Raw genomic sequence first — 23,492 nt, 5'->3', positions numbered from 1 at the left:
CTCCTACTTCCTGAGTCTTCTTCGCTCGTCGGCCGTCTGGCCGCCGCGGATGCCGTATCTGGTGTCTGATTGGACTGCGTCGATCAGGCAGTCGAACCGGACTTTGCACCCTCCGCAGAGGTTCTTACCTTCGATGGCTGCTATGCGGGATTCGCTGGCGGGATGCCAGGGATCGCCCTTCTTCTTGAAATCCCAGTTCTTGCAGAGCGCTTCGGCTCGCCAGTCCTGGTCATCGGCAACCATGTCCGGGGCTTGGCGGGTAATGCTTGCCATGCTTCGGGTGGCCATGGCTATTCGCTCTCCTTGTTGCAGTCAATGCACAGGCCCTGCCATTCGGAGTCGGCCACGACTTCCTGGTTGCAGCCGCCGCAGGTCGCGGTGACTTCGTCGGGCACCGCGACCAGGTCGTAAGCTAATTCGCGGTTTGGATTCTTCTTGGCGAAGTGCTGCATGAGGTCCACCTCATCTGGATCCAGCTCGTATCCCAGACTCTCGGTGACGTAGTTGTAGTACCGGACGTACATGTTCCATCCGTTGAACCAATGCAGTCCCTCATTGCTAGATCGTTCGAAGGCTCTGATGTTGCCAAGACCATTGGAGAGTCCTGCGACTTCCAGGTACTTCATGATGAAAATGAGCTGAGCGAGTGTCATCTTTTCCAGATTGCGCCGGGCCTTCAATGTCCACTTCGCGATTTCCTCTTCGAAGTCGTCATCGAGCTGATCCTCGGCCTGCTCGGGCGTGGGTACATCGATAATCTGCCCTATCCGTGCCAGGGCGTCCGCGTCTTCCTCGTTCGCCTTGAAGATCGAGTCAACCAATTCATGCTTAGCCAGGGACTCGGCCAAGTCTTTCGACTGCAGCACGCTGATTACGTACTTGTCTCGGGATGCGCGGATGATCGGCAGTTTCGAGGCCATACGGTCCTGGTACTTCTTCTCGGCGATCTCCTCGGCCGTGGGCTCCGGCGCCACGTACTCCTCGGTCTCCTTCTTGGAGAACCAAGTAGGCTCCGACTCGTAGTAGTCGATGCGCCACTGGTGGCCTGCCGCTTGATGCTCCTCGAATGACAGCTCGTCCTCGATGCGCCTGTACTGGTTGGACCACGAAGCATGTTCAGGTGCTTCCTCGGCGCCCAGTTCCTGCAGTTTCTCCCGGTTGCGGTCTTTCGCCACCGAACGCTCGGTTTGCTCGATGATGCGCTCAACGGTATCCAAGCTGGCACCGTTCGACAGGTCCTCGATACGGGCCACGGTACGCTCGTAAATCTGAGGATCATCAGACTTCTCTTCCAGTTCCTGCAGGCGCTGCACCGTCTCCAAGGTGAGACGGCCGGCAGAGTAGGCCTTGGAGACGCCGTCGTCCTTCTGGGCGACCTTGGCACGGGCCTGCACCTCCTTGCGAGACATCTTGAACTTCTTGCCCACCGTCGTGATGTCCATGCCCAGATCCAGCAGGCCCTGGATGCCCTTCGACACCTCGGCCTCGGTTAATGGTCGGTGGTTGCGGCCGGTGGTCAGCATGGTCTCGATGTCAGCGCGAGCGCCACGCTCCTCGGTGGGCTCCGGGAGCACCACGCATGGAACCTCGGTCAGGCCGGCCTGCGCAGCCGCGGCGCGGCGACGGTTACCGTCCTGCACCACGAAGTCGCCCTCGCGGTCTGGATGCGGGTAGACAAGCAGCGGGTTCAGCAAGCCCAAGGACTTGATCTCTCCGGCCAGCTGGGCCAGATCGCCCAGGTCCTCGCGGATGTTGTCAGGGTGCTGGTGCACTGCGGAAAGGGCAAGAACTTCGAGTCTGCCGTTGAATTTAGCCAAGAAAATACACCTCTAGTGCGTCAAAAAAGTTTGATAAGGAAAATGCGGGGCGGTCAGCTGATGCGATCAGCGCGCAGTTCGGCGGTTATCCAGTCCCCCAAGGCCAGGACAACCCACGCGAACGCGGCGATCGCACACAACCCGCTGAATCCCGAAGGCAGCTGCGCGGTCAGCGAGCAGAGAAGCAGGAGCAAACCGATGCCAGGCATATGAGCCCAGAACATGCGGCGCACCGCGAAACGGAGAACGTCTGCAGAGCTCACGGGAATCACCCTTCGAACAAGGACTGGGTAGGAACCGGGGGAGGAGCGGGAACCGCGGAGAAGTCCGCGATCTCCAACCCGTTCACGTGCAGGTGGCCCACTCCGTGGTCTCCGTCCGCGATGGTGCCGACCTCCACATAGACGCTGCAGCCGCGGTACTTGTTCTTCGCCCAAGCACTCACCGTCGCCTTCGCGGCCTTCGCACGTTCAGACTTTGGCGAGTCCAACCAGGACGTGTGCAGCGTGGCAGACGGCCGGCCGGAGCCCTTCGGATTGATGATCACGCGCCCATCGACCCGGCTCATCGCACTACGCCCTTCTGCTTCAAGACCTCGTCGAGTCTCTTGGTGACCTGATCTGCCACAGACTTCGGCGTGGCCGCCACCGGGCCGCCCAGCGATACGCGGATAGTCTGCCCACTAGGCTGGACCAAAGCATTTTCAGGCGAGCGCATAGACGGATGGCCCGACTGGCGAATCATCTCGGCCACTTGCTGGCCACGAAGCTTGTCGATCTGGTCGCGCAGCTCGTCGAGGGCATCGTCCAAGCGGTCGATGTTCACCAACGTGTGGTCGATGACGCCGTTGATGTTGCCGGTGGAGTCGAAGCCTGGCCACTGCTTCAACGCAGTCAGCAAATGGATGGTGGCTTCCTTCGCCCGGTCGTAGGACTCTTGGCGAGTAACGACAGCTTGCGTCTCGGCCAGACGTGCAGGGCCGTCCAGCTGGTGATTCTTCCGGAACCAGAACTTAGACATCGGACTCTCCTCTTCTCGCTTTGCACTTGCGGCACTGACACTGCTCGTCCGCGTTGGGGGAGAAGCCCAGGGCGAACTCGCCCAGACCGTCCACCGACGCCAGCTTCCGTCCCATCTCGTTTGCCACGCGGTTCGCGACCTTCGCGGACTCCACACGCTGCTTGTTCAGCTTGGCCTCGGTATCGCGAAGCTCGGCAGTCTTGGCGTTGGCCTCGGCCCCGGTGAGGAGGAAGTACATTCCGCAGCCGAGCGTGCCGATCGCGGTCAAGCCGACACAGGCAAGGATGACGGTGAGGATCAGATCGCCCATGATGGCTGCACCTCCACACGCTGGTTATCGATGTACGCCTGCAAGTCAGACGCCGCGATGCGGATGGTCTTGCCTGTCCGGCCGATCATCACCTTGGGCAGGTCGCCCTGGTCGATCAGGTTGTAAATGGTCTGCTTGCTCACTGAGAGCAGCTCGCCTGCCTCGATCACCGAGTACAGCAACCGGACAGGACGCTGGGACATCGGAATGCCTGGTTCCACATCGATCACCCGCTCACCTCTGCGGGTCTGCGGGAAATTGACTACACTGGTCATTGAAATCACGCCTTTCTTACCGTTGGTTATTGGTTTCATCGCACCCAGCAGCTGCTACTGCTGGGTGCTTCTTATTTGCCCGAAATACGGGGCTTAGACGCTCCGCCGATAGGATTCGAGTACCCCTACACGAACCATCTACCAACGGAGGAAGATTATGGATGGATCTGACCTGGCGGCTTGGATCGCAGCTGCTGCCTCGACGTTGACCCTGGTTTATATGGCCGGGCAGAGTTTCAAAGCACGCCGAGATCAGCCGGTACCAGAGATCGAAATTCGGCCAATCGGAACAGCTGATTACCAAGGCAAACAGTTCCGCTTGGTAGAGATCGTCAATCGTGGCTCTGGGATCGCACACTTTTACAACCCCCTGATTGTTCATGGCGGAGACATCATCGTTGCCGATGGATTCTCGCATCCGGACGTTCTGCCCCCCGGTGATAGGCAACGACTCATGATCGATTCGAAAGATTTCGACGCGGCTTACTGCACTTACATGACGCAGGGTCCAGGTCGCGCCCGTCTTCTCACCATCGGCTGGTATCCGCTCAACCATTTCGGCCCGCTCGGAGATATCCATCGGCAGCAACAGTCCGCTTTCCAGCGATTGAAGTGGAAGAGACGAGCCACACTAGGTCCCGCCCAACTCGTCGGCCCAAAAGGCATATTCCAGCTAATCGCCACACGACGACACCGGGGCCAACTAGACCGAATACCAACTGCGCAAGGGGTAGATCGCTCAGGAAAGCCACTGCCATCGACAGAATGAGAACTGCCATCACGACAATCGACCACCGCGGGTCAGCCAGCGCATCGACATCGGCCCGAAGCCAGTGTGCTCTCAGCCTCGAAGATACTTCCGACGTCGACACCTCCCGCGATTGTTCATGCATCTGCTGGTGATTCTCGATTTCTTGGAAGTAGCTCTCTTGCAGTTCGAAGTCCTCGTCGGTGACGACTGGACCGCCGATGCCGACGTGGTAATCGCAGCCCGGCTCCGGGCATTTGAACTCACTCATGACCGGCCTATCTGGTGCGCCTCGAAGGTGTGCCGGACGCAGGTTGCGAGCGGGTTGGACTCCGGGTGGTCGGCCTCGTGGTCGGCCGGCACCGGGTGGAGGTGCTCGCAGACGAACAGATCGCGTTCGAACTCGAAAGGCGTCTCGTACGCCTCGGAGCTGGACAACAGCGAATCCAAGTTCGTGTGGACCTGGGCGCGCATGGAATCCTGCTCTAGTGCTTCGCGGACCTCGTCGATGCTGTTCGAGCTGTTGCCCACCGCGTGATGCTCGACGGCTGCGGTGCTGGCAACGCGGCCAGCGTCAGCCTGGGCCGGTGCGCAACCGGCGAGCACGAGGGCTGCGACTGCGAGGGGTGTGAGGTTCTTTTTCATGCCACCCTCGATTCCGAAGCCGTAGTTTTGGTGTTAACACCACTTGCAACACGAGGCGCGATTTCATGCTCTTCAAGGGTGAACAATTCCTCCCAGGGAGTGAAGAGGCGCGCCGAAATGAGTAGGGCCAGATCTTCCGTCAGGGTTTTCATCTTGCCGGTTTCCAGCTGGTGAATGGTCGCCTGCGACCGGCGCACCAAGCCAGCCAGATCACGCTGGCTGAACCGCTGATTGATTCGCTTGCGCCGCAGCGCAGCCGGATCTATGACACGCATCCAACTCTCCTTTCGAACGAGATTGAGATGTCGACGTGTTCCACGCATAACCAGTATTCCCTTCGCTTTTCATTTTGACAACCTAAGTACACACCGCTTCGCACTAGCTTGTCAAGGCGAAAAGTGAAATCTCCCCGTAAACTATGCGGGAGTAGTGTTTTCTACTTTTCAAGAAAGTCGTTTCCACTATTGAGCAAGTGAGAGTTCATCTAGGAAAGTCGTGGTTGTGAACGAGACAGAAACCCTCAAGGGCCTAATTGAAATGGCGATCGAGCGACACCAGACGTCCGCTCGGCAGCTAGCCTTCAAGGCGCAAGAAGCCGGTTTCAAGATCGTCTATACGACGATCAACCAGATTCGCAACGGCATCTATAAGTCGAAGCCTAGCGAGGTGACTCTCAAGGCGATTGCATACCTGGCCGGCGTCGAGGAATCCGTAGCGTTCGCAGCAGCGGGACAACCAGTCCCCGGCCCGCCACTAGCCGACGAACTTCCACCGGGTGCAGACAATCTCTCGCCGAAGTCACGGAAGGCCGTTGTCGAAATGGTTCGGGTCCTCGTCGACCTTGAAACGATTAACAATGACACTCAAACAATTCGTGAAACGGGCCGCGAACAAGCTCGCGGAAAATTTGAACAGGCTAAGCAGGAGCGGCGGGCAGTTCGGGCTAGTTGGACTGCGGATGATCCAGATGGCTCGAAACAGAAGACCCTTGATCTAATTCGCAAAGCTAGCGAAGCGAGGGAAGAAGCGGATCCGGAAAACTTCTCCGTTGTCGAACTCCATGGTGACGAAGCCAGGAACATCCCAGTACCGCCACGCGAGCAACTCGCGGCTCACCCGAAGGTAAAGACTAAGCGCGAGCAGCTCGACGAAGAAACCGCCGAGCGTGGCGATTATCCAGGAGGTGAATAATGGCCAAGAGCCGCAAGCCCCATGATCGGTTAGTGCCAGGAGCGTTCTGGCACGGAGAATGCGCTGGTTGCAGTGATGATTCGCGGGCCGTGAAGGTCGATTTGGGAGAGGGCCTCAGGACGGTCACACGGGTAAAGCGCTGCAAGTCCGTGGGAGACCTGGTCGTCGACTTTAGCGTCGGAGTACAGAGTGAGCATCCGGACATGCCTAAGCCCGCGGATGTTATTCGCGGTTGCAGTAGCCATGCGAATTACCATTGGCACCGCTGGGATTTCCAGTACCCTCGACGCGATCTTCCGGCGGAGTCGCTCTGTCAGCTAGACTCTGTCCTACAGGTCCACAACTGCTTTATTGATTCGACTCATCGCATCTCTGGGCAGGCCGTCGATTGGAGAGAACAGTGGTTGCCAACGAGCAATTAGCGCGGCGCGCAGCTGTTGCGGCGCGCTTGAATGCGGATCTTCTCAGTAAGAAATTCCATGACCGCCTCATGTCTGTAGCGCCCGTTGATGAAGATGGTGACGCGGTGGTTATGGCGGCGGACAAGGATGAATCTGCTGTAGTTACTGTTCATCGATTCGAGAAGTCGCCGCACGAGACAATCGCCCTGGCGACGTTGATGGATGACCAGATTCGCGTCATTATCATGAAGCATACGCCGGAGGCGTCCGGTGGTGCCGTGTCCATACCTGGTGGCCTGTCTGTCGAGGGATGGATCCGCTTGATGGACGAATCGAGAAATCGCGCATTCAATGCCGACGGTACGGAGTTCAAACACGAACTTGAAGGCATCTCAATCGCTATGCTTTAGCATCACCTTCTGACAGTTTGACGAATTCATTCGTCATACTTGGCGAAACTGATATTCGAACATATGTTCTAGTTATGCAGAATGTATGGGGCATGCTGCGCTCACTCGCGCACGTCATGATTATTTGGAATCGTCCGTACCCGGACATAGTCGCGGCCACTGACGGTCGGCGCATTTGGATTGACCCGAAACTCACGTCAGTGGAGCGCAAGTGCTTTCTGGCCCATGAGTCGATCCATATCCAGCGCGGCCACACCGGCTGCCAGCCGCCGGCTATCGAGCGGCAGGTCTGCCTGGAAGTAGCTCGATTCCTCGTCAGCTTCGAAGCGCTGCAGGACGTTGCTGGTTGGTCCCGGTGCCCGATCGAAATGGCCGAGGAGCTCGGAGTCACCGAGCAAGTACTCCTAGACCGCCTGGCCACCCTCGACGGCGACCAGATCCAGGCGCTGTGGCCACCGGGCGATCACATCGCCTAACCACTTATCCACATCTCGTAACCAACCGCGCCAAGGGGGACTATTTGGCGCGCACAATTTCCCCAAGGAGGGAAGATCCATGACTACCTCAGGGCAAACCAGGCGCAGCAACAACGAAGGTACGGTGCCGCGTCAGCGGAAAGACGGCCAATGGCAATCGAACTACGTTGCCGGCTACCTCCCAAGTGGCAAGCCTGTCCGCAAATCCGTCTACGGCAAGACCAAGGCCGAGTGCGCTGCCAAGCTACGCGCTGCGATCAACAAGGCCTCGGGTGGCTCGGTGGCCCTATCGCGTGCGCCGAGGATGATCGAGTGGCTGGATCACTATCTTGACGTGATCGCGCCCAACGACATCAAGGAACGCACTATCAACGCGCATCGCTCCAAAATCGACAACTACGTGCGCGGCCACAGGATCGCATCTAAGCGTCTAGACAAGCTCACCCCGACCGACATCGATATTCTCTACCAAGATGCGCGGGGGAGCAGGAAGCGCTCCACCAAGCGAGGGTCTACTGCAGACCCGCTATCACCAAGCACAATCCTTGGCCTTCACCGAGTCCTACGGCGAGCGCTCAATGTTGCTGTGAATCGTGGTGTCCTGGGTAGCAATCCGGTTTTGCGTGTTGATGTTGCTGGGCGGTCTGATTTTGAGCCGCAGGTTTACACGACCGGGGAAGTGCGGAAGATGCTTGCTGCCGCGGTCGAGCTGGATGATGGTGCTCGGTGGATTCTGAATCTGACGCTTGGCCCGAGGCAGGGTGAAGCGCTCGGTCTATCCTGGTCGGACATCAATTTCGACACCGGGCGTATCAAGATTGTGCGTGAGGTGTTCTCTCTACCTTGGAAGCATGGTTGCGCCGAGGTCTCCGAGTGCGGGCGCAGGTACGGTTCGAACTGTCCTGCTCGGAAGGGTGGCGGATTCTTTACGGGTCCACCGAAGAGTGCTGCAGGCAATCGAAGCGTGCCAATGCCGGACCAGCTTTTGTCGGCTCTGAAGGAGCACCGCAAAGTCCAGGTTCTGCAGCGCACGGCAGATTGGGCGCCGTACACCGACCAGGCAGGGATGGCCCACGAATTGGTGTTCTGCCGGCCGAACGGCCAGCCGATAGATCACCGTGCCGACTGGCAAGCCTGGAAGAACTTTCTAGAGTCAGCCGGAGTCCCAGACGGGCGCGTCCACGACGGCCGGCATACCGCGGCCACGACACTCCTGCTTCTTGGCATCGACCCACGCGTAGTGATGGAGATTCTCGGATGGTCGCAAGTCGCAATGCTGACCAGGTACCAGCATGTGCTGGACGAGATGCATGATGATGTCGCCAAGAAACTCACCAGCCACTGGACCCCTGAACCAGAACCGACGAGCAACATCATTTCCCTTGCAGATGCCCGGAAGCAACGCCTCGGCGGCGGCGCTTAAAAACAAAACTGTGGTAAAACTGTGGTAATTTGCCGATTATCGACCCAGATTTGAGGGCAAAAAAGAACCGCCGCTCACTTGTTTGACCAAGTGAACGGCGGTTTTCTCTTTTGTACCCCCGGCCGGATTCGAACCGGCGACCTAGAGATTAGAAGGCTCTTGCTCTATCCAGCTGAGCTACGGAGGCATAACCGAAAATAGTTTAGCTCATTGTTCCCCAAAAATACGACTTGAGGCCGTTAGGCTGGTGAGATGTACGCGCATCATCATCTGATCTGGGGTAGTTAAGTTGCCGAAATTGAGAATCGGTGGCATTTTGAGCATCGTTTACTTCTGTGTACTCAGCATGGCGCTGGCCTGGGCGGTTGCACTTCCACTTTGGCGAGGAGATGGCATTAACGATGCCAGGTTGCCGGGCATCGCCACGGCCATGATGTTTACCCCGACAGTAGCTGCTCTAATGATCGCAATTGCAGAGCGACGGGTGAAGAGCTTCCCCGTGGATGTCGGGCTGTGGCCTATCAAGCGACCTGGAAAGTTCCTAATTGCTCTGGTGCTGTCTTACATGATTCCGCTAGCTCTCATTCTCCAGGCGCCGCTCGTAGGAACGTGGCTAGGCGTATTCCCCGGGGATCTGGAGAACTTTACAGTTCTGCACTTCGTTTCCGGCGAGGCCGGACCAGCCAAGTACCTCGTAGGGCAAGCCGGGGTGATAGTTATCGCCAGTCTCTTCAACACGCTGTTCGCCTTAGGCGAGGAGATCGGGTGGCGTGGTTGGCTTTGGGTTCGGTTGCAATCGTACGGACAGCTCCCTGCCATCTTGATATCCGGCGCTATCTGGGGCGCTTGGCATGCGCCACTGGTTCTGTTGGGGTACAACTATCCGATGGCGACGGGGCCATGGGGTGTCCTGGCCATGTGCGGCATGTGCATCGTATTTGGTGCATTCCTTGGTTGGTTGCGAACTTACAGCGATTCCGTGTGGCCAACGGCCTTAGCACACGGCGCCTTCAATGCGAGCGCCGGACTCGTCTCGCTATTCATGGTGCTGGGACTACCACTGGATGCAACAAAAGGATCTATTTTAGGGTGGTCCGGCTGGATACTCCCAGGTCTGGTCATAGCAGTAATGATTCCGTTCGGGGCTTTCAAGCAGCAAAGAACAAAGAACTTATCCCCACTCCGCTGATTCCAATACCATCGTCACTTTTAGTGGGCCACCATCAGATCCAATGGCAGAAAAAGTTTCTGGCATTCGGGTCAAGAAGGAGACAGGTTCATGAGTGACCTTGTGACAATCCGAGGCATTGTTGGAACGGAGCCTCAACTCAGCATTACGCCGAAGGGCGTTTCAATCCTGAAATTCCGCGTAGCTACACATGAGCGTAAACGCGACCTTGAAACCGGGCAGTGGGCTGATGGGCCGACCAATTGGTATGCCGTCTCGGCCTTCCGCACGCTGGGGGAGAACTCCATGGAATCGTTGGCGCAAGGCGACCACGTTATGATTTTTGGAAAACTGCAGATCCGGGACTTTGAACGCGCCGATGGAACTCGCGGAATCAGCGCAGACATCGAAGCGTATTCAATTGGTCACGATCTTCGTTTCGGGACCAGTTCATTCAGCCGAGTGCGGGCAGACACCGGCGAAATCGATCGAGTTCAGCATCCATCACGCTCGGCGGACACCGAAGGAAGCTGGCAAAACGATGATGGGGAAGCGGCCTAAACAAGCACGTTTTGGTGGTGTTCGATGGTTTCGTGTGAATCCGGGCACCACCGACTCAAAATAGTGGTGTGTGGATTCGGAAATGACCACGGTAACCGACTAGCCTTAAAGGTATGGCGGAATTCATTTACACGATGACCAAGGCCCGCAAGGCCGTTGGTGACAAAGTCATCCTTGACAATGTCAGCATGTCGTTCTTCCCCGGTGCCAAAATTGGTGTCGTGGGCCCAAACGGCGCTGGTAAGTCAACGATCCTGAAGATCATGGCGGGACTCGATACCCCGTCGAACGGTGAAGCACGTCTTTCACCCGGCTACTCGGTAGGCATCCTCCTGCAGGAACCACCACTAAATGAAGAAAAGACCGTTCTGGGCAACGTCCAGGAAGGCGTCGGAGAAATCTACGAAAAGATCACCCGATTCAACGAGATCTCTGAAGAGATGGCTCAGGAAGGCGCCGATTTCGACGCGCTCCTGGAAGAGATGGGGAAGCTGCAGGAAGCGATCGACGCAGCCGACGCATGGGACATCGACAACCAGCTAGAGCAGGCAATGGACGCCCTGCGCTGCCCACCGGGCGACGAGAAAGTCACCCATCTCTCCGGTGGTGAACGTCGACGCGTAGCATTGTGCAAGCTTCTGCTGCAGAAGCCGGATCTGCTGCTGCTCGATGAGCCCACTAACCACTTGGATGCCGAGTCCGTCCTGTGGCTGGAACAGCACCTGGCATCGTACCCAGGTGCCGTATTGGCCGTAACCCACGACCGCTACTTCCTTGACCATGTCGCCGAATGGATCTGTGAAGTTGATCGTGGTCGCCTGCACCCATACGAGGGCAACTACTCCACTTACCTGGAGAAGAAGCGCGAACGCATGGAAGTACAGGGAAAGAAGGACCAGAAGCTTGCTAAGCGCCTGGCAGAAGAGCTTGAATGGGTTCGTTCGAATGCCAAGGGCCGTCAGACCAAGTCCAAGGCCCGTTTGGCACGATACGAAGAAATGGCAGCGGAGGCCGAGCGCACCCGCAAGCTGGACTTCGAGGAAATTCAGATCCCACCAGGCCCGCGTCTTGGCCAGGTAGTCATCGAGGCCGAGAACTTGAAGAAGGGCTTCGGCGATCGTGTGCTGATCGATGGCCTGTCGTTCTCTCTTCCTCGTAACGGCATCGTTGGTGTCATCGGTCCTAACGGTGTTGGCAAGTCGACTCTCTTCAAGACCATTGTTGGACTTGAAGAGCTTGACGGCGGAACGCTCAAGATCGGCGACACCGTCAAGATCTCCTACGTCGACCAGAACCGCGAGAATATTGACCCTGAGAAGTCGTTGTGGGAAGTAGTCTCGGATGGTCTTGACTACATCAACGTCGGACAGGTTGAGATGCCGTCGCGTGCCTACGTTTCGGCCTTCGGCTTTAAGGGTCCAGACCAGCAGAAGAAGGCAGGTGTGCTCTCCGGCGGTGAGCGCAACCGACTCAACCTGGCCTTGACCCTTAAGCAGGGCGGCAATCTGTTGCTGCTCGATGAGCCTACTAACGACTTGGATGTCGAAACTCTTTCGTCGTTGGAAAACGCATTGCTCGAGTTCCCGGGCTGCGCTGTCGTGGTCTCGCACGATCGTTGGTTCCTGGACCGAGTCGCGACCCACATCCTGGCCTACGAGGGCACTGAGGAAGATCCGGCGAACTGGTACTGGTTCGAGGGCAACTTTGACTCCTACGAGAGCAACAAGGTTGAACGACTGGGCGCCGATGCGGCCAAGCCGCACCGTGTCACCCATCGCCGCCTGACCCGTGATTAATAGCAGGTCATAAAATTAGCCGCCACGAATGTGGCGGCTAATTTTATGCTCTGTGTGGCCCGCATCTGTTAATTCGATGCGGAAGCAGCACGCAATTCGGAGAGCTTCAGATACTCTCGATCCTGGTAGACCAAGTGTTGCTGCAGCCGTTGACCGTGGAGGACTTCGTGGACTTCAGCCGCGATCAGTCGGGAACCTCCAATGCTGATCGAAGAATGAATGCTGGCCCGAAAGGCAACCGGTGCTTCAATAAAGTGCGGTTCACCGGTCGGGAGGATCCGGAAGTTTTGATCACGCGTGAATCGCGGGGCACCGGGCTGGGCAAAGTTGCCAGCCAACTCTTGCTGGTCTTCTCCAAGTAAGTGGATGACGAAGCTTTGTGCAGCAAGTACGGCGCCGGCGGCTCCTGATTCTTTGGCCAGCGAAAACGAAACGGCAACTGGATCGATTGACAGCGACGCCAGAGAAGAGATCGTTAAGCCGTAATATGCCTGGTCGATGGTTGCTGTTATTAGTGCTACTCCAGCCGGGTGGTGACGGAAGGCTGTGCGGAAGTCACTTGATAATTCGCTCACTGAGTACCTCCTTTGCCTGAAGTTAGAGTGCCAACCCCAGTAACTGATGCAAAAGCCCGAGCCTTTGCCAACAACTTTGAATACCTCTACCCTAAGACCTCAAGTAAACTTGAGGTCAAGAAAGGGGCAGGTGATGCTTCACACAGCGGAACATGGCGATTGTGCAAATGAATATCCCGGGCAAGAGCTGCTCAGTATCGGTCAAGTCAGTGACCGCACTGGCGTGGCCAGGTCCGCTCTGCACTACTACGAAGAAATTGGCCTGATCGCGGCTACACGAACGGCTGGAAATCAGCGACGCTTTCCCCGCCACCTGTTGCGGCGGATCTCTTTGATCACTGTGGGTAGCAAATTAGGTATTCCACTCAGCGACATCAAACGCGCCTTGGCGCCAGTGCCTATGGGGAAAATCCCTACAGAAAACGATTGGTTGCGGGCAACTGAAGAGTGGAAGAAAGTTCTCGAAGCGCGGCGACGTGCTATTGAGGAACTAGAAGATCGGCTTATGGGGTGCATCGGATGCGGCTGCCTATCGATGCAGGCCTGCAGCCTGCTGAATCCGGAAGACCAATTAGCGCATGAGGGCGCGGGAGCGCGGCGATTGGAAACTCCTGGAGCTGTTGCGAACGAATCGGAATAGCAGCAGGCCAGGCCTTGGAGCTGGCTCGAAATTTCCATGAATGCGGGGTTGACTTCGATGCGACCCGTTCCGAATTCTCGCAATGAACCCAGATCTAGCTAGAATGCCACCATGAGGATTGCTCAAATATTCCGTTTTCCTATTAAGGGGTTGCCGGGCGAAAAAATTGACTCGGCGGCCGTGAGAAAAGGAAGCGGTCTGGAAGGCGACCGTCGCGTTGCCTTTGGCAATGGCACCATCATGCATCGCGAAGACCAGTGGGAGAGCTGCCTTAGCTTCACGATCCTAAAGAACAACAAGAGCTTGCAAAAGTGGCGGGTCCATTCTCGGCCTCCGCTGATCACCATGACAGCCCCTGCTTCGACCGGTGCGGCGCCTCTCAGCTTTGACGTGAATAACCAAGCTGACATGGATGCCGCTCGTGCGTACCTGTCGAAATACTTGCCACCGCAGGGACCTATTCCGCGGAAATTAGTGTCGGCCCCGCAAGGAATGTTCGATTCCCGTCTGTCTGGCATTTCGATCATTAACCCGAATACGGTTGCGGAACTATCGAGAGTATCAGGTGTGCACATGGATCCGCGCCGGTACCGGGGGAACCTGTTGATTGAGGGGGTGCCGGCCTATGCCGAGTACGGGCTAATTGGAAAAGTGCTGCGCATAGGTGATGTCCGTATTGCTATCACCAAGTCGATCGCTCGTTGCTCAGCGACATCTGTAAATCCGGTGTCGACCGAAGTGGATACGAATGGACCACGTTTGCTGGCGACTTACTTTGGCCATATCCACTGTGGCATTTATGGAACTGTCTTGGAACCAGGCGTCTTGGAGACTGGCGCTGAGATTCAAATAGAAGACGATCCATCCGGAGCTGAAGAACTCGTGCCATCCAAGGTTTCGCCACGGTTCATGACCGTATTGCGGAATCAGGAGTTGGGTGCCGGAGTGGTCGAACTCCTGCTTGAAGATCCCTTCGGATGGATTGACGGGCACTATGAAGCCGGGATGCACTTGAGGGTTCACCTGCCGGACCCTCTGTGGAGAAATTACACCATTACATCCGTGGCTGGCTCGAGGATTGGTATCGATGTACGTGTCCAGGGCGAAGCCTCAAGCAAAATCGCACAATTGAATGAGGGCGAGCAAGTTCTTGTTTCGGGGCCCTACGGGGTCTTGACCTCGACCAAGGTCCTGGGAGCCTGCACCGCGATTGTCAGCGGAGGCATTGGCATTACCCCTGCCTTGGGGTTGCTCGGCGATGCGGCCGCGGCCAATGACAGCCGCAAGTTGCGGATCATTCATGTTGAACGTGGAAGAGCCAGCGCTCTGTACTCCCGTTTGGAGCAGATGGCTTCTGAACTGAAATCGTCAATCTGCCTGAACCGAATCGACACAACTGAGGGCAGGCCCGGGCCTGCTGAGATAGCGCAGTATCTACAGGGTTGTGACAGCGTAGTGGTGTGCGGACCGGAAAAATTCACCAGTATGGTTTTTGAGGCATGCGAACGAGCGGGAATTCCGGCTTCGCAGATTCACCGTGAAGTCTTCGCCTCGCCCACTACTGATCTGGACAGGCTATTCGAGGACTATCCATCCGCGGAGGTCACTTGTCGTGACAGCCGAAGGTCATTTACTTGGAGTGCCAAAGACGGCGTATTGCTCGAAGCACTCGAAGATCAAGGCGTTGAACCTGCAAGCCTTTGCCGTTCGGGTTCGTGCGGCGAGTGCGCTGTGAAGCTTCTGAGGGGCAGAGTCTCGTACCCGTTAGAGCCAAGCGCCCGCGTGGAACAAGACCGGATCCTCACCTGCATGGCTGTGCCAGCGGGCGACATTGAATTAGGAGCATGAACTGCACGGGCGCTGCGCTTCAGATAAGTAACTAGTGTCCGTCCGAGAACTCGGGCAGGCGAATCATGCCTTCTTGGGCGACGGTAGCGACCAGCTCGCCGGCTTTGTTGTAGAACTTTCCAGTTCCAAGCCCACGGGCTGAAGACGCCGATGGAGAATGAAGTACGTAGAGCAGCCATTCATCAACACGGAAATCTCGATGCCACCACATCGCGTGGTCGAGGCTGGCGATGCTCAACCCGCGATGAACCCACGGCACACCATGGGCTCTCAGTGCGGGTTCAAGCAACATGTAGTCGCTGGCATACGCCAAAGCTGCGCGGTGAAGCGACAAGTCATCTGGCATTGCCGACGTAGTGCGGAGCCAGACCGCGCTATCGGCGATCTTGCTCGAATTGCCAGGTAGATAAATCGGTTCGGAAACATGACGTACGTCGAAGGGCCGTTCGAATGCCCATTCCTTGGCTACCGGGTGGTCAAAGTGGCCCACGAGATCCGCTGTCGTCGGAAGCGACTCCGGCTCTGGGACATCGATGGGCATCGGATCATGATGCTCCAAGCCGATGGCAGGCTCTTGGAACGAGGTGATCATCGACAAGATCGGTTCGCCGTTTTGGTAAGCGTGCACTCTGCGAGCGGAGAATGAGCGGCCATCGCGCAAGCGCTGTACGCCGAAGGTAATGGTCTGGTTCGGGTCTCCCGGGCGCAAGAAGTATCCGTGCAGGGAATGGATGGCACGGGTCGGCTCGATGGTGCGCGTGGCAGCGATTATGGACTGGGCTAGAACCTGTCCTCCGAAAACGCGGGGTCGATTCTGAGCAGGGGTATGACCGATGAAGATATCCTCATCTGTGCGCGCCTGGTCTTCTCCATCCAGGTTCAATAGATCCAGCAGGATCTGGGTGGTGCCTAAGTCTTCGGTCACTGTGCGGGCTCCTCGTCATGCGCTACTGGAACTGAACCAGGGTCAATGTTACTTGAAAGTAACAATTTCTCATGGAAATTCGGTCTCATAGGAAAACTATACGTATCCTCGGTCGATATCACGCCATGAGCAAACTCGCCGCACATCGCTGTGGCTACGTGAGATTATGAATGTATGGCGAGTGATGCAGTGAATTTCGACGACAGCAATTCAGTAAGCGACTTAGCGAACTTTATTAGCCGCGCGAAGACGATTGAGGATGGCGCGGCCCAATTCGTCGCCCGAAAGACGGCTTTAGCAGTCTATGTACCGATTCTTGTCCCTGCTGATCTAGGGCAGGGTGGTTACACCATTCTCGGGATGCGCGTGCATCGCCTGGCCCAGCCTGCGGAAGTCAATGCCAGTTACTCTCTGGCTTCCATTCAAGATCGCCTTGCCCGCATGGGGGAGACGTCCGTTGAATTCTCCCTCCCGCCGGTTGAAGAGAATCCAAAATGGGCCGGGATCTCAGTTCCCGTTTCCGGTTGGGAAGACGCTGGGGCCGTAGCGAACGACACATTGTCGTCCTCAGCTCAAAGCGGCATCGACGCCGTGGCCCAGGCGTTGCCCGAAAACCCTGGATTGCCGGTGCTAGTGCAGGTGCGCCAGCGAATCTGGTCGACACAGGTGCCAGACGTGGGAATGGAAATTCCGATGGGCGCTGCATTTGCCATGCATGCGCTGGGATTCTTGATTCCTGGCGGACAGTGCCGAGTACTTCGCAACGGCAGCTGGACTCGACTGAGCAACGAACGAGGGCACGTCCTGGTGCGCAAGGCTTCACTGCTCGTCTAAGCCGAATTAGAGAAATGGGCTAGAATTCGCCGTTTGGCGGTTCTAGTCCATATTTTCTAGAGCAGGCTCTGGTGTCCGTCCGGAGTGTTCAGCAGCGAGTGGGCTGCGCGCTCAAAATAATCGCGCAAAGTATCTGCTTGCAGCATCGGCAGCTCGAGTTGGTCGATAGCCTTATTCATGTGGCCCAGCCACACGTCACGATAGTGGCTGTTCACTGGGTAGTTGGCATGGCGCATGCGCAGTCGCGGGTGACCACGATGCTCGGAGAAAGTCGTTGGACCGCCCCAGTATTGTTCCAGGAACAGCTGGAGTCGAACCTGTGCAGCATGAAGTTCCTTTTCCGGATACATCCGCCGGAAGTCTGCATCTTCGGCAACTGAACTATAGAAATTCTTCGTTAACTGCGCGAATACCTCACGGCCGCCGACTTCTGCATAAAAGGTTCCCGGGAAGTCGGCAACATCAATCGGTGCCTCTGCGGCATCCAAGAACTCTTGGCTGGAGCGGCCTAGAACCAACGGATTGCTGAAGGGATCCTTCTTGCGGTCGGAGGCCGTGGGCTGGTTTTCAGTCATTCGTAAATTTCCTCAGGAGGCGCTAGGGGCAACCGGCTCGTGGAGAACCGGGAAGTTGACAGACCGGGCGATGAAGCAAACCTTGTTTGCTTGGGCGTGGAGCGAATCGGCAAGCTCGCGCTGGGATTCATCGGCAAGATGGACTGTGGGCCGCAGCATGACCTGGGTGAACTCACCGCTGTTATCTCGGTTAAGGCGCAAAGTTCCATAGGCATCATCCGTGTAAGCGGTCACATTCACGCCATGGGTGACTGCTACATGGAGGTACGAGAGCATGTGGCATTGGCTCAGGGCAGCTAGCAAAAGCTGTTCTGGATTCCAGCGATCGCGATCCCCGTGGAAGGTTGGATCCGCGGTGCCTGGCAATTCTGGCAACCCCGATGCACGCAATACATGGTCGCGACCGTAGCTTCGGTAGCTTTCGGTTCCGGTTCCACGATTGCCGGTCCATTCGAGGCCCACCCGGTATTCATGTTGCGAGAGGTCCATGAATCCATTCTCCCACTTTTAACCACAAGGTGGTGGCTACTTCCGCATTGAGCGGAAGAAGCCACCACCTGAACGACCCTAGATTCCTGGAACCAACGCATCGGCCTTGCGTGCGGCTAGCGCGCGGACGACGTCGGCACGCGACTCCACCAGCAATCGGCGCATCGCGGCGTGCTTGGAGCCCAAGGACTCCAGGAATTCATCCGTCTGCTTCAAGGTTTCCTCCGAAACGTTGGAGCTAGGGTAGAAGCCCAGCAGGATCTGCTTGGCCATCTCGTGGGAGTAGGATTCCCAGGCATTGACGAGCAACCCGAAGTACTCCTCTGCGTAGCCGGCGATCAGCGTGTTGTCGTGCACGTTGTTGAAACCGGTAATAACTGCGCTTTGCTGATCGTTGGACAGGTTGGCTGCGGTTGCAGCCGCGAATGCCTCTGCTTTCGATTCAGCAGTGGGTCGGGAAGCCCGCGCTGTGTACCACGACGCCTTGCCCTTGGCGGTATCGTCGTTGGCCAGAACGGCGTCGAGATCGGCATCGCTCATGTAGCCGCCAGCACTCAGCGCAATGGCCAAGGACCAACGCAAATCGGTGTCCACTACGAGGCCTGCCAAGCTTGCCGAGCCGTCGAACAGGCTTTTGACCTGGTCCAGCTGCGCGGTGGTGCGCGAGCGGTGGGCAAAGGCCTTTACGAACTGCAGCTGTGCGTCCGAACCGGCTTCAGCCTCGGAGGCCAGTTGCCACAGACGGTCTGCAGCCTGAACCGAAAGCTCTTCGCTGTGTTCGGGCGCGACGTAGAGGTCCAGTGAGGTGTTCAGCTGGCGCAGCAGCACCATGATCACGGTGGAATCTACTTCGTGGCCAATGTTGTTCAGCAGCAATTGGACGTATGTGCTCGCAGGTGCTTCGGCATCTCGCACAGAATCCCAGGCCGCAGACCAGACCAAGGTCCGAGGCAGCGACTCTTCGAAGTCCTTCAGATGCTCTGTGGCAGTGGCCAAGGAAACTTCATCCAAGCGAATCTTGGCATACGTCAGGTCATCGTCGTTGAGCAGGACCAAATCCGGACGTTGCCGGCCAACAAGCGCTGGAACTTCGGTGAGTTCGCCATCGATATCAAGTTCCTCGCGGTGCACTCGCTGCAGCACGCCAGCCTCGCCCAGCGAGTAGAAGCCTACGGCTAGACGATGCTGGCGCAGGGTCGGATGCTCCGCCACTGCGGACTGGCGGATGGCGAAGGAAGAGATGGCGCCGTCTTCATCGATAGCTATCTCCGCCTTGAGCGTGTTCACTCCAGCAGTTTCCAGCCATTGAGCGCCCCAACCGCTCAGATCTCGGCCGCTGGCTGCTTCCAATTCCTTGAGCAGGTCTGGCAGCTCGGTGTTTGACCAGGCGTGCTTGGAGAAGTACTCGCGCACGCCTGACATGAATTCTTCCTGGCCCACGAAAGCTACCAGCTGTCGCAGAACGCTAGCGCCCTTGGCGTAGGTGATGCCGTCGAAGTTGACCTCGACGTCTTCCAGATCATTGATCGGGGCGACGATTGGGTGGGTGGATGGCAGCTGGTCCTGGCGGTAGGCCCAGTTCTTCTCCAAGGTGTTGAAGGTGGTCCAGGCACTGGTGAACTCGGTGTTCTGCGCTGCGGCCAGCGTGGACATGAATTCGGCGAATGATTCGTTCAGCCACAGATCGTTCCACCACTTCATGGTGACCAGGTCGCCGAACCACATGTGGGCCAGTTCGTGCAGGATGGTGATGGCGCGGCGTTCCACCATGGCGCCGGTGGGCCGGGACCGGAAGACGTATTCTTCGAGGAAGGTCACTGCTCCCGCGTTCTCCATGGCTCCGGCGTTGAACTCCGGCACGAAAAGCTGGTCGTACTTCTCAAACGGGTACGGAGTGCCGAAGTTCTTCTCATAGAATTCGAAGCCCTGTCGGGTGATAGTCATGATGTTCTCGACGTCCAGGTATTGCATCATTGATGCGCGGGCGAAGACGCCGAGCTCAATGGTGCGTCCGCTGGAGGAAACCAGGGAATCGCGGGCCACTTGGTAGGGGCCAGCAATCAGGGCGGTGATATAGCAGGAGATGCGCTGGGTCGGCGCAAAGTCCCAGGTAGCGGAATCGCCGTTTTCGATTGGCTCGGGAGTAGGTGCGTTGGAGACTACGTTCCAGTATTTTGGTGCGGTTACCGAGAACTGGAAAGTGGCTTTCAAATCGGGTTGTTCGAAGACGGCGAACATGCGCCGGCAGTCCGCAACCTCGAACTGGGTATACAGGTATACTTCCTGGTCCACTGGGTCAACGAATCGATGCAGGCCCTCGCCGGTGTTCATGTACAGCGCGTCTGCGTCAATCACCAGCAGGTTTTCTGCGGCGAGGTTCGGCAATTGAATGCGGATGCCATCGGAATGCTCGGCAGGGTCCAGCTCTACTCCGTTGAGATTGATCGAGCGTACCGAATCGGTGACTGCATCAATGAAGGTCGACGCGCCGGCAGTGGCGGTGAAGCGAACAACAGTTTTTGAAGAAAAGACGCGCTCACCCTGAGTGAGATCCAGGCTTACCTCGTAGCTGTCAACGTTGAGCAGATTCGCGCGTTCGCTGGCCTCCGCGCGAGTGAGGTTCATTCCTGGCATGGGTTCTCCAATTCTTGGTGATGGTTATCCATCAGCGGAAGTTGTGAAACGAATATTGAATATCTGTCCATTGTGTCACCTGCGACGGGGCATTGCGCAAGTCATTGGGCCGAACAATTTACTCAATTTTCCAATAACTCCCGTAAATTGCGTGCTTTGGGACGAGCGCAAGACTTATTGGGTTAATACTCCAAGGTGTGAGGCTGCGAAGTAGCGAGAGTGTGTGCTGCGGTCGCTATCCTAGATAGGACAGTAAAAGACCCCTCCCAAGTAAATGAGGCAATAGATTATGCGCGTGCATATCGCCACTGACCATGCAGGACTCGAGCTCAGCGATTACCTGGTGAAGCACCTGACGGCCAAGGGCTACGAAATGGTCAACCATGGGCCGAAGTCTTACGACCCAGAGGATGACTACCCGGCGTTCTGCATCAACGCTGCCTTAGCGGTCGTCGAAGATCAGCGTGCCGGCGTGGACGCGCTGGGCATCGTTTTGGGTGGATCGGGAAATGGCGAACAGATTGCGGCTAACAAGGTCGAGGGTATCCGTGCTGCACTGGCATGGAACTTGGACACCGCCAAGCTCGCCCGTGAACACAACAATGCAAATGTCATCGCTGTAGGCGGGCGCCAGCACTCGGTGGAAGAAGCAGCAGAACTTATCGAGGCCTTCCTTGCGGAGCCATTCAGCGAAGCTGAACGCCATGTACGCCGCATCAGCAAGATCGCAGCATACGAGACTACCGGCGAGGTCATCGAGTAGTCGTGCCGGAAGGACATTCCCTTCACCGCCTTGCCCGCCAATTCGACGATGTCTTTGGCGGGCAAAGGGTTCTCGTCTCGTCCCCGCAAGGCCGTTTCAGTTCTGATGCGGAACGAATCGATGGCCACCAGTTAGAGCACGCCTTTGCCAAAGGCAAGCAACTGTTCTGCCGTTTTTCCAACGATTTGTATCTTCGCGTGCATTTAGGACTCTATGGTGCCTTCAGTTTCGGCGGCGATCAGCACTTTACTGGTGCCTCGTCGATCGGTGCGCCACGGAAGATTGGCGAAAGCGAAACAGGCACCACTTCCGACGCTGAATCGTATAACGGGCCGCCTGCGCCGGTTGGCGCAGTACGGGTACGAATCGTTTCCGAGCATGGTTGGGCGGATTTGCGTGGGCCGACGGCGTGCGAGGTGTTGGATCATGACCGGGTTCAAGCGCACCTGAATAAGCTGGGGCCGGATCCATTGATTGGTTCTGCGGTTCGGTTTAGAGCCGCCAAGGGCCAAGCGGACATCGCGGACTCCGAAACATTGCTTGAAGCAGGGCACAAAGAATTTCGTGCCAATCTGTTGAAGACGAAGACTCCCATCGGCGTCGCGCTAATGAATCAGTCCGTCATCTCCGGCGTTGGGAACATTTACCGTGCCGAAGCATTATTCCGGAATCGTATTTCTCCGGCGCTGCCAGCGAATGAGCTAAGTGCTCAGAAAACCAAGAAACTTTGGTGGGACATCGTCTCCGTCATGGAAGACGGTGTTCGCGATGGCAAGATCATTACTACCTTGCCCGAGGACCGGGACCCTCAGGGCGTGATTTGGCCGGACAACGCGTATTACGTTTACCAACGGCAAGGCATGCAGTGTCGTAAATGCTCGGCCCGGATTTCCCTGGCTGAAGTCGCGGCTCGGAAGTTGTATTGGTGCCCACGCTGTCAGAAGAGGCCTCGTCAACGCCACTCGACTTAGTCGGTAAGTGCCACGATGAGACGGATGGAATTCTTTTCGTTCCGACTTATCGGCGTGTTTTGCCGGCCAGTCCTTCGTACGGGTGCTAGGGGAGAGGACCCAAGTGAGACGTGGAATCCTCGATTTGCAAAGCAAGAGTTTTATGGTCTAGACTGAATCTTGTTCGAAGCGCAGGTGCTTCGAAATGGGGATGTAGCTTAATGGTAAAGCCTTAGTCTTCCAAACTAATGACGCGGGTTCGATTCCCGTCATCCCCTCCGTTTGAAAAGGTTCCGCTGTGCGGGACCTTTTCGCATACCCGGCAGAAAATCAGTTCTTCCAAACTTTTTATTCTGAGGTACTGGCCGCTTCAAACGGGCTGCCCTTATCCGAGCGACATCTCCAAATGATCGGCCTTGGATGTTGCTTCGCGGTTTTCTGGCGAGCTCATCCATCGAGTGCTTGAAATACGCTTTCGATTGCTTGAACATTTTGCCGGATTTCCAGATTGTGAACCGGGAATCACCAACGTGCCTCGGTGCACGGCAGTTGCCCATGGTTACTGCCGGCTTTTTTGAAGGCGCAGCGTACGTGCACAAATCCTTGGAATATCGATTTGGCTATGCTTACGGCTCTGGCAGTGGGTTCCCTTGAGGGATCTCGGCGTCCGTTAACCCGGGAACGAGGATTCCGAAGGTTGAGAATACACTTGTAATTCAACTCACGAATATGCGATTTCTGGAACGAACCAGGCAGGTGAAACGAGAAAAACCGCGGAATTACGCGGATGTCATTGTGCTACTTGCAAAATCCTCGATTTTGCTTTTGGTTCGAACCCGTGTAACTTAGTTTCTTGTGATCAGCACGGGAAACAAAAAATTCCCGAACCGATTACAAAGCGGTTTGTCCAGATGAAACAAGCTTTCTTCTGAACTTCACCGGGGTGTAGCTCAGCTTGGCTAGAGCGCGCGCTTTGGGAGCGTGAGGTCGCAGGTTCGAATCCTGTCACCCCGACTTT

The 23,492-nt window shown here is 56.8% G+C and carries 27 protein-coding genes and 3 tRNA genes; 15 read left to right on the top strand and 15 right to left on the bottom strand.

Features of this window, described 5'->3' with window-relative positions:
* Nucleotides 1-3 precede the first annotated feature (3 nt).
* From ANI01nite_RS09550 to ANI01nite_RS09520, 7 genes are read right to left on the bottom strand one after another with little or no spacing between them, the layout of a single operon-like run.
* Nucleotides 4-288 (bottom strand): WhiB family transcriptional regulator, encoded by a 285-nt coding sequence (locus tag ANI01nite_RS09550; RefSeq protein WP_141357635.1) that lies wholly within the window; start codon nt 286-288, stop codon nt 4-6.
* Nucleotides 289-290: 2 nt separating this feature from the next.
* Nucleotides 291-1,817, bottom strand: coding sequence for a ParB/RepB/Spo0J family partition protein (locus ANI01nite_RS09545; protein ID WP_170214618.1), 1,527 nt, complete (start codon nt 1,815-1,817; stop codon nt 291-293).
* A 53-nt stretch (nt 1,818-1,870) separates the two neighbouring features.
* Complete coding sequence (locus ANI01nite_RS09540) at nt 1,871-2,080, bottom strand: hypothetical protein (protein ID WP_141357631.1); 210 nt, start codon at nt 2,078-2,080, stop codon at nt 1,871-1,873.
* A 5-nt stretch (nt 2,081-2,085) separates the two neighbouring features.
* Nucleotides 2,086-2,385, bottom strand: a complete 300-nt coding sequence (locus tag ANI01nite_RS09535) for a hypothetical protein (RefSeq protein ID WP_141357629.1) — start codon at nt 2,383-2,385, stop codon at nt 2,086-2,088.
* Entirely contained in the window at nt 2,382-2,837 is a 456-nt protein-coding gene (locus tag ANI01nite_RS09530) for a hypothetical protein (RefSeq protein ID WP_141357627.1), read from the bottom strand. Before ANI01nite_RS09530 ends, ANI01nite_RS09535 begins: the two co-directional genes overlap by 4 nt.
* Nucleotides 2,830-3,147 (bottom strand): hypothetical protein, encoded by a 318-nt coding sequence (locus tag ANI01nite_RS09525; RefSeq protein WP_141357625.1) that lies wholly within the window; start codon nt 3,145-3,147, stop codon nt 2,830-2,832. The genes ANI01nite_RS09530 and ANI01nite_RS09525 overlap by 8 nt, the downstream gene beginning before the upstream one ends.
* A complete protein-coding gene (locus tag ANI01nite_RS09520; RefSeq protein WP_218024317.1) occupies nt 3,135-3,422 on the bottom strand; it encodes a helix-turn-helix domain-containing protein in 288 nt (95 codons plus the stop codon). Before ANI01nite_RS09520 ends, ANI01nite_RS09525 begins: the two co-directional genes overlap by 13 nt.
* Nucleotides 3,423-3,579: 157 nt before the next feature.
* Between ANI01nite_RS09520 and ANI01nite_RS09515 the strand changes: the two genes are divergently transcribed.
* Nucleotides 3,580-4,191 carry a hypothetical protein gene (locus ANI01nite_RS09515; protein ID WP_141357623.1) on the top strand — a complete coding sequence of 204 codons (612 nt, stop codon included), beginning with the start codon at nt 3,580-3,582 and terminating at the stop codon, nt 4,189-4,191.
* Between the two features lie 246 nt (nt 4,192-4,437).
* Here the strand turns inward: ANI01nite_RS09515 and ANI01nite_RS09510 are convergent, their stop codons facing one another.
* Entirely contained in the window at nt 4,438-4,815 is a 378-nt protein-coding gene (locus tag ANI01nite_RS09510) for a hypothetical protein (protein WP_141357621.1), read from the bottom strand.
* A complete protein-coding gene (locus tag ANI01nite_RS09505; protein ID WP_141357620.1) occupies nt 4,812-5,090 on the bottom strand; it encodes a helix-turn-helix transcriptional regulator in 279 nt (92 codons plus the stop codon). The genes ANI01nite_RS09510 and ANI01nite_RS09505 overlap by 4 nt, the downstream gene beginning before the upstream one ends.
* A 226-nt stretch (nt 5,091-5,316) precedes the next feature.
* Here ANI01nite_RS09505 and ANI01nite_RS09500 point away from each other — a divergent pair, with 226 nt between their 5' ends.
* The 4 genes from ANI01nite_RS09500 to ANI01nite_RS09485 all read left to right on the top strand — a co-directional run bounded on the left by ANI01nite_RS09500 (nt 5,317) and on the right by ANI01nite_RS09485 (nt 8,716).
* Nucleotides 5,317-6,006, top strand: a complete 690-nt coding sequence (locus ANI01nite_RS09500; RefSeq protein WP_141357617.1) for a hypothetical protein — start codon at nt 5,317-5,319, stop codon at nt 6,004-6,006.
* 400 nt (nt 6,007-6,406) lie between these two features.
* Nucleotides 6,407-6,817: a hypothetical protein gene (locus tag ANI01nite_RS09495; protein WP_141357615.1), complete on the top strand. Its 411-nt coding sequence runs from the start codon at nt 6,407-6,409 to the stop codon at nt 6,815-6,817.
* Nucleotides 6,818-7,017: 200 nt separating this feature from the next.
* Complete coding sequence (locus tag ANI01nite_RS09490; RefSeq protein ID WP_255314482.1) at nt 7,018-7,293, top strand: hypothetical protein; 276 nt, start codon at nt 7,018-7,020, stop codon at nt 7,291-7,293.
* Nucleotides 7,294-7,372: 79 nt separating this feature from the next.
* The gene (locus ANI01nite_RS09485) at nt 7,373-8,716 is read left to right on the top strand and encodes a tyrosine-type recombinase/integrase (protein WP_141357611.1); all 1,344 of its coding nucleotides are present in this window, start codon (nt 7,373-7,375) and stop codon (nt 8,714-8,716) included.
* A gap of 113 nt (nt 8,717-8,829) precedes the next feature.
* Here the strand turns inward: ANI01nite_RS09485 and ANI01nite_RS09480 are convergent.
* A tRNA-Arg gene (locus ANI01nite_RS09480) sits at nt 8,830-8,903 on the bottom strand.
* 129 nt (nt 8,904-9,032) lie between these two features.
* Between ANI01nite_RS09480 and ANI01nite_RS09475 the strand changes: the two genes are divergently transcribed.
* The 3 genes from ANI01nite_RS09475 (at nt 9,033) to ettA (ending at nt 12,241) form a co-directional block, all read left to right on the top strand.
* Nucleotides 9,033-9,905, top strand: a complete 873-nt coding sequence (locus tag ANI01nite_RS09475; protein WP_141357609.1) for a CPBP family intramembrane glutamic endopeptidase — start codon at nt 9,033-9,035, stop codon at nt 9,903-9,905.
* Between the two features lie 90 nt (nt 9,906-9,995).
* Nucleotides 9,996-10,445, top strand: coding sequence for a single-stranded DNA-binding protein (locus tag ANI01nite_RS09470; RefSeq protein ID WP_066138692.1), 450 nt, complete (start codon nt 9,996-9,998; stop codon nt 10,443-10,445).
* A gap of 113 nt (nt 10,446-10,558) precedes the next feature.
* Entirely contained in the window at nt 10,559-12,241 is a 1,683-nt protein-coding gene (gene ettA, locus ANI01nite_RS09465; RefSeq protein ID WP_038990800.1) for an energy-dependent translational throttle protein EttA, read from the top strand.
* A gap of 68 nt (nt 12,242-12,309) precedes the next feature.
* Here ettA and ANI01nite_RS09460 read toward each other — a convergent pair whose 3' ends face one another.
* On the bottom strand, nt 12,310-12,816 hold the full coding sequence (locus ANI01nite_RS09460; RefSeq protein WP_073706114.1) for a flavin reductase family protein: 507 nt from the start codon (nt 12,814-12,816) through the stop codon (nt 12,310-12,312).
* 133 nt (nt 12,817-12,949) lie between these two features.
* On the opposite strand from ANI01nite_RS09460, the gene soxR reads away from it, so the two are divergent.
* On the top strand, nt 12,950-13,456 hold the full coding sequence (soxR, locus tag ANI01nite_RS09455; protein ID WP_121866922.1) for a redox-sensitive transcriptional activator SoxR: 507 nt from the start codon (nt 12,950-12,952) through the stop codon (nt 13,454-13,456).
* A gap of 111 nt (nt 13,457-13,567) precedes the next feature.
* Nucleotides 13,568-15,304 (top strand): MOSC domain-containing protein, encoded by a 1,737-nt coding sequence (locus ANI01nite_RS09450; RefSeq protein ID WP_141357607.1) that lies wholly within the window; start codon nt 13,568-13,570, stop codon nt 15,302-15,304.
* Between the two features lie 31 nt (nt 15,305-15,335).
* On the opposite strand, the gene ANI01nite_RS09445 is transcribed toward ANI01nite_RS09450, so the two are convergent.
* Nucleotides 15,336-16,229 carry an acyl-CoA thioesterase gene (locus ANI01nite_RS09445; protein ID WP_038990804.1) on the bottom strand — a complete coding sequence of 298 codons (894 nt, stop codon included), beginning with the start codon at nt 16,227-16,229 and terminating at the stop codon, nt 15,336-15,338.
* Nucleotides 16,230-16,403: 174 nt separating this feature from the next.
* On the opposite strand from ANI01nite_RS09445, the gene ANI01nite_RS09440 reads away from it, so the two are divergent.
* Entirely contained in the window at nt 16,404-17,063 is a 660-nt protein-coding gene (locus ANI01nite_RS09440) for a DUF8185 domain-containing protein (protein WP_052253677.1), read from the top strand.
* 56 nt (nt 17,064-17,119) lie between these two features.
* On the opposite strand, the gene ANI01nite_RS09435 is transcribed toward ANI01nite_RS09440, so the two are convergent.
* The 3 genes from ANI01nite_RS09435 to pepN all read right to left on the bottom strand — a co-directional run bounded on the left by ANI01nite_RS09435 (nt 17,120) and on the right by pepN (nt 20,761).
* Complete coding sequence (locus ANI01nite_RS09435) at nt 17,120-17,638, bottom strand: globin (RefSeq protein ID WP_052253678.1); 519 nt, start codon at nt 17,636-17,638, stop codon at nt 17,120-17,122.
* Between the two features lie 12 nt (nt 17,639-17,650).
* Nucleotides 17,651-18,127, bottom strand: coding sequence for an OsmC family protein (locus tag ANI01nite_RS09430; protein ID WP_038990805.1), 477 nt, complete (start codon nt 18,125-18,127; stop codon nt 17,651-17,653).
* A gap of 78 nt (nt 18,128-18,205) precedes the next feature.
* Nucleotides 18,206-20,761 carry an aminopeptidase N gene (gene pepN / locus ANI01nite_RS09425; protein ID WP_141357605.1) on the bottom strand — a complete coding sequence of 852 codons (2,556 nt, stop codon included), beginning with the start codon at nt 20,759-20,761 and terminating at the stop codon, nt 18,206-18,208.
* Between the two features lie 289 nt (nt 20,762-21,050).
* Here pepN and ANI01nite_RS09420 point away from each other — a divergent pair, with 289 nt between their 5' ends.
* From ANI01nite_RS09420 to ANI01nite_RS09405, 4 genes are all read left to right on the top strand, one after another.
* A complete protein-coding gene (locus tag ANI01nite_RS09420) occupies nt 21,051-21,524 on the top strand; it encodes a ribose-5-phosphate isomerase (protein WP_038990807.1) in 474 nt (157 codons plus the stop codon).
* 2 nt (nt 21,525-21,526) lie between these two features.
* Nucleotides 21,527-22,495, top strand: a complete 969-nt coding sequence (locus ANI01nite_RS09415; protein WP_141357603.1) for an Fpg/Nei family DNA glycosylase — start codon at nt 21,527-21,529, stop codon at nt 22,493-22,495.
* 186 nt (nt 22,496-22,681) lie between these two features.
* A tRNA-Gly gene (locus tag ANI01nite_RS09410) sits at nt 22,682-22,752 on the top strand.
* 661 nt (nt 22,753-23,413) lie between these two features.
* Nucleotides 23,414-23,488 (top strand) — tRNA-Pro (locus tag ANI01nite_RS09405).
* Nucleotides 23,489-23,492 lie beyond the last annotated feature (4 nt).

The organism is Glutamicibacter nicotianae (genome assembly GCF_006539525.1).
In the GTDB taxonomy this organism is placed as follows: Bacteria; Actinomycetota; Actinomycetes; order Actinomycetales; family Micrococcaceae; genus Glutamicibacter; species Glutamicibacter nicotianae.
The sequence above is the reverse complement of the archived record's forward strand: the minus strand, read 5'-3'. Positions and strand labels throughout refer to the sequence as shown.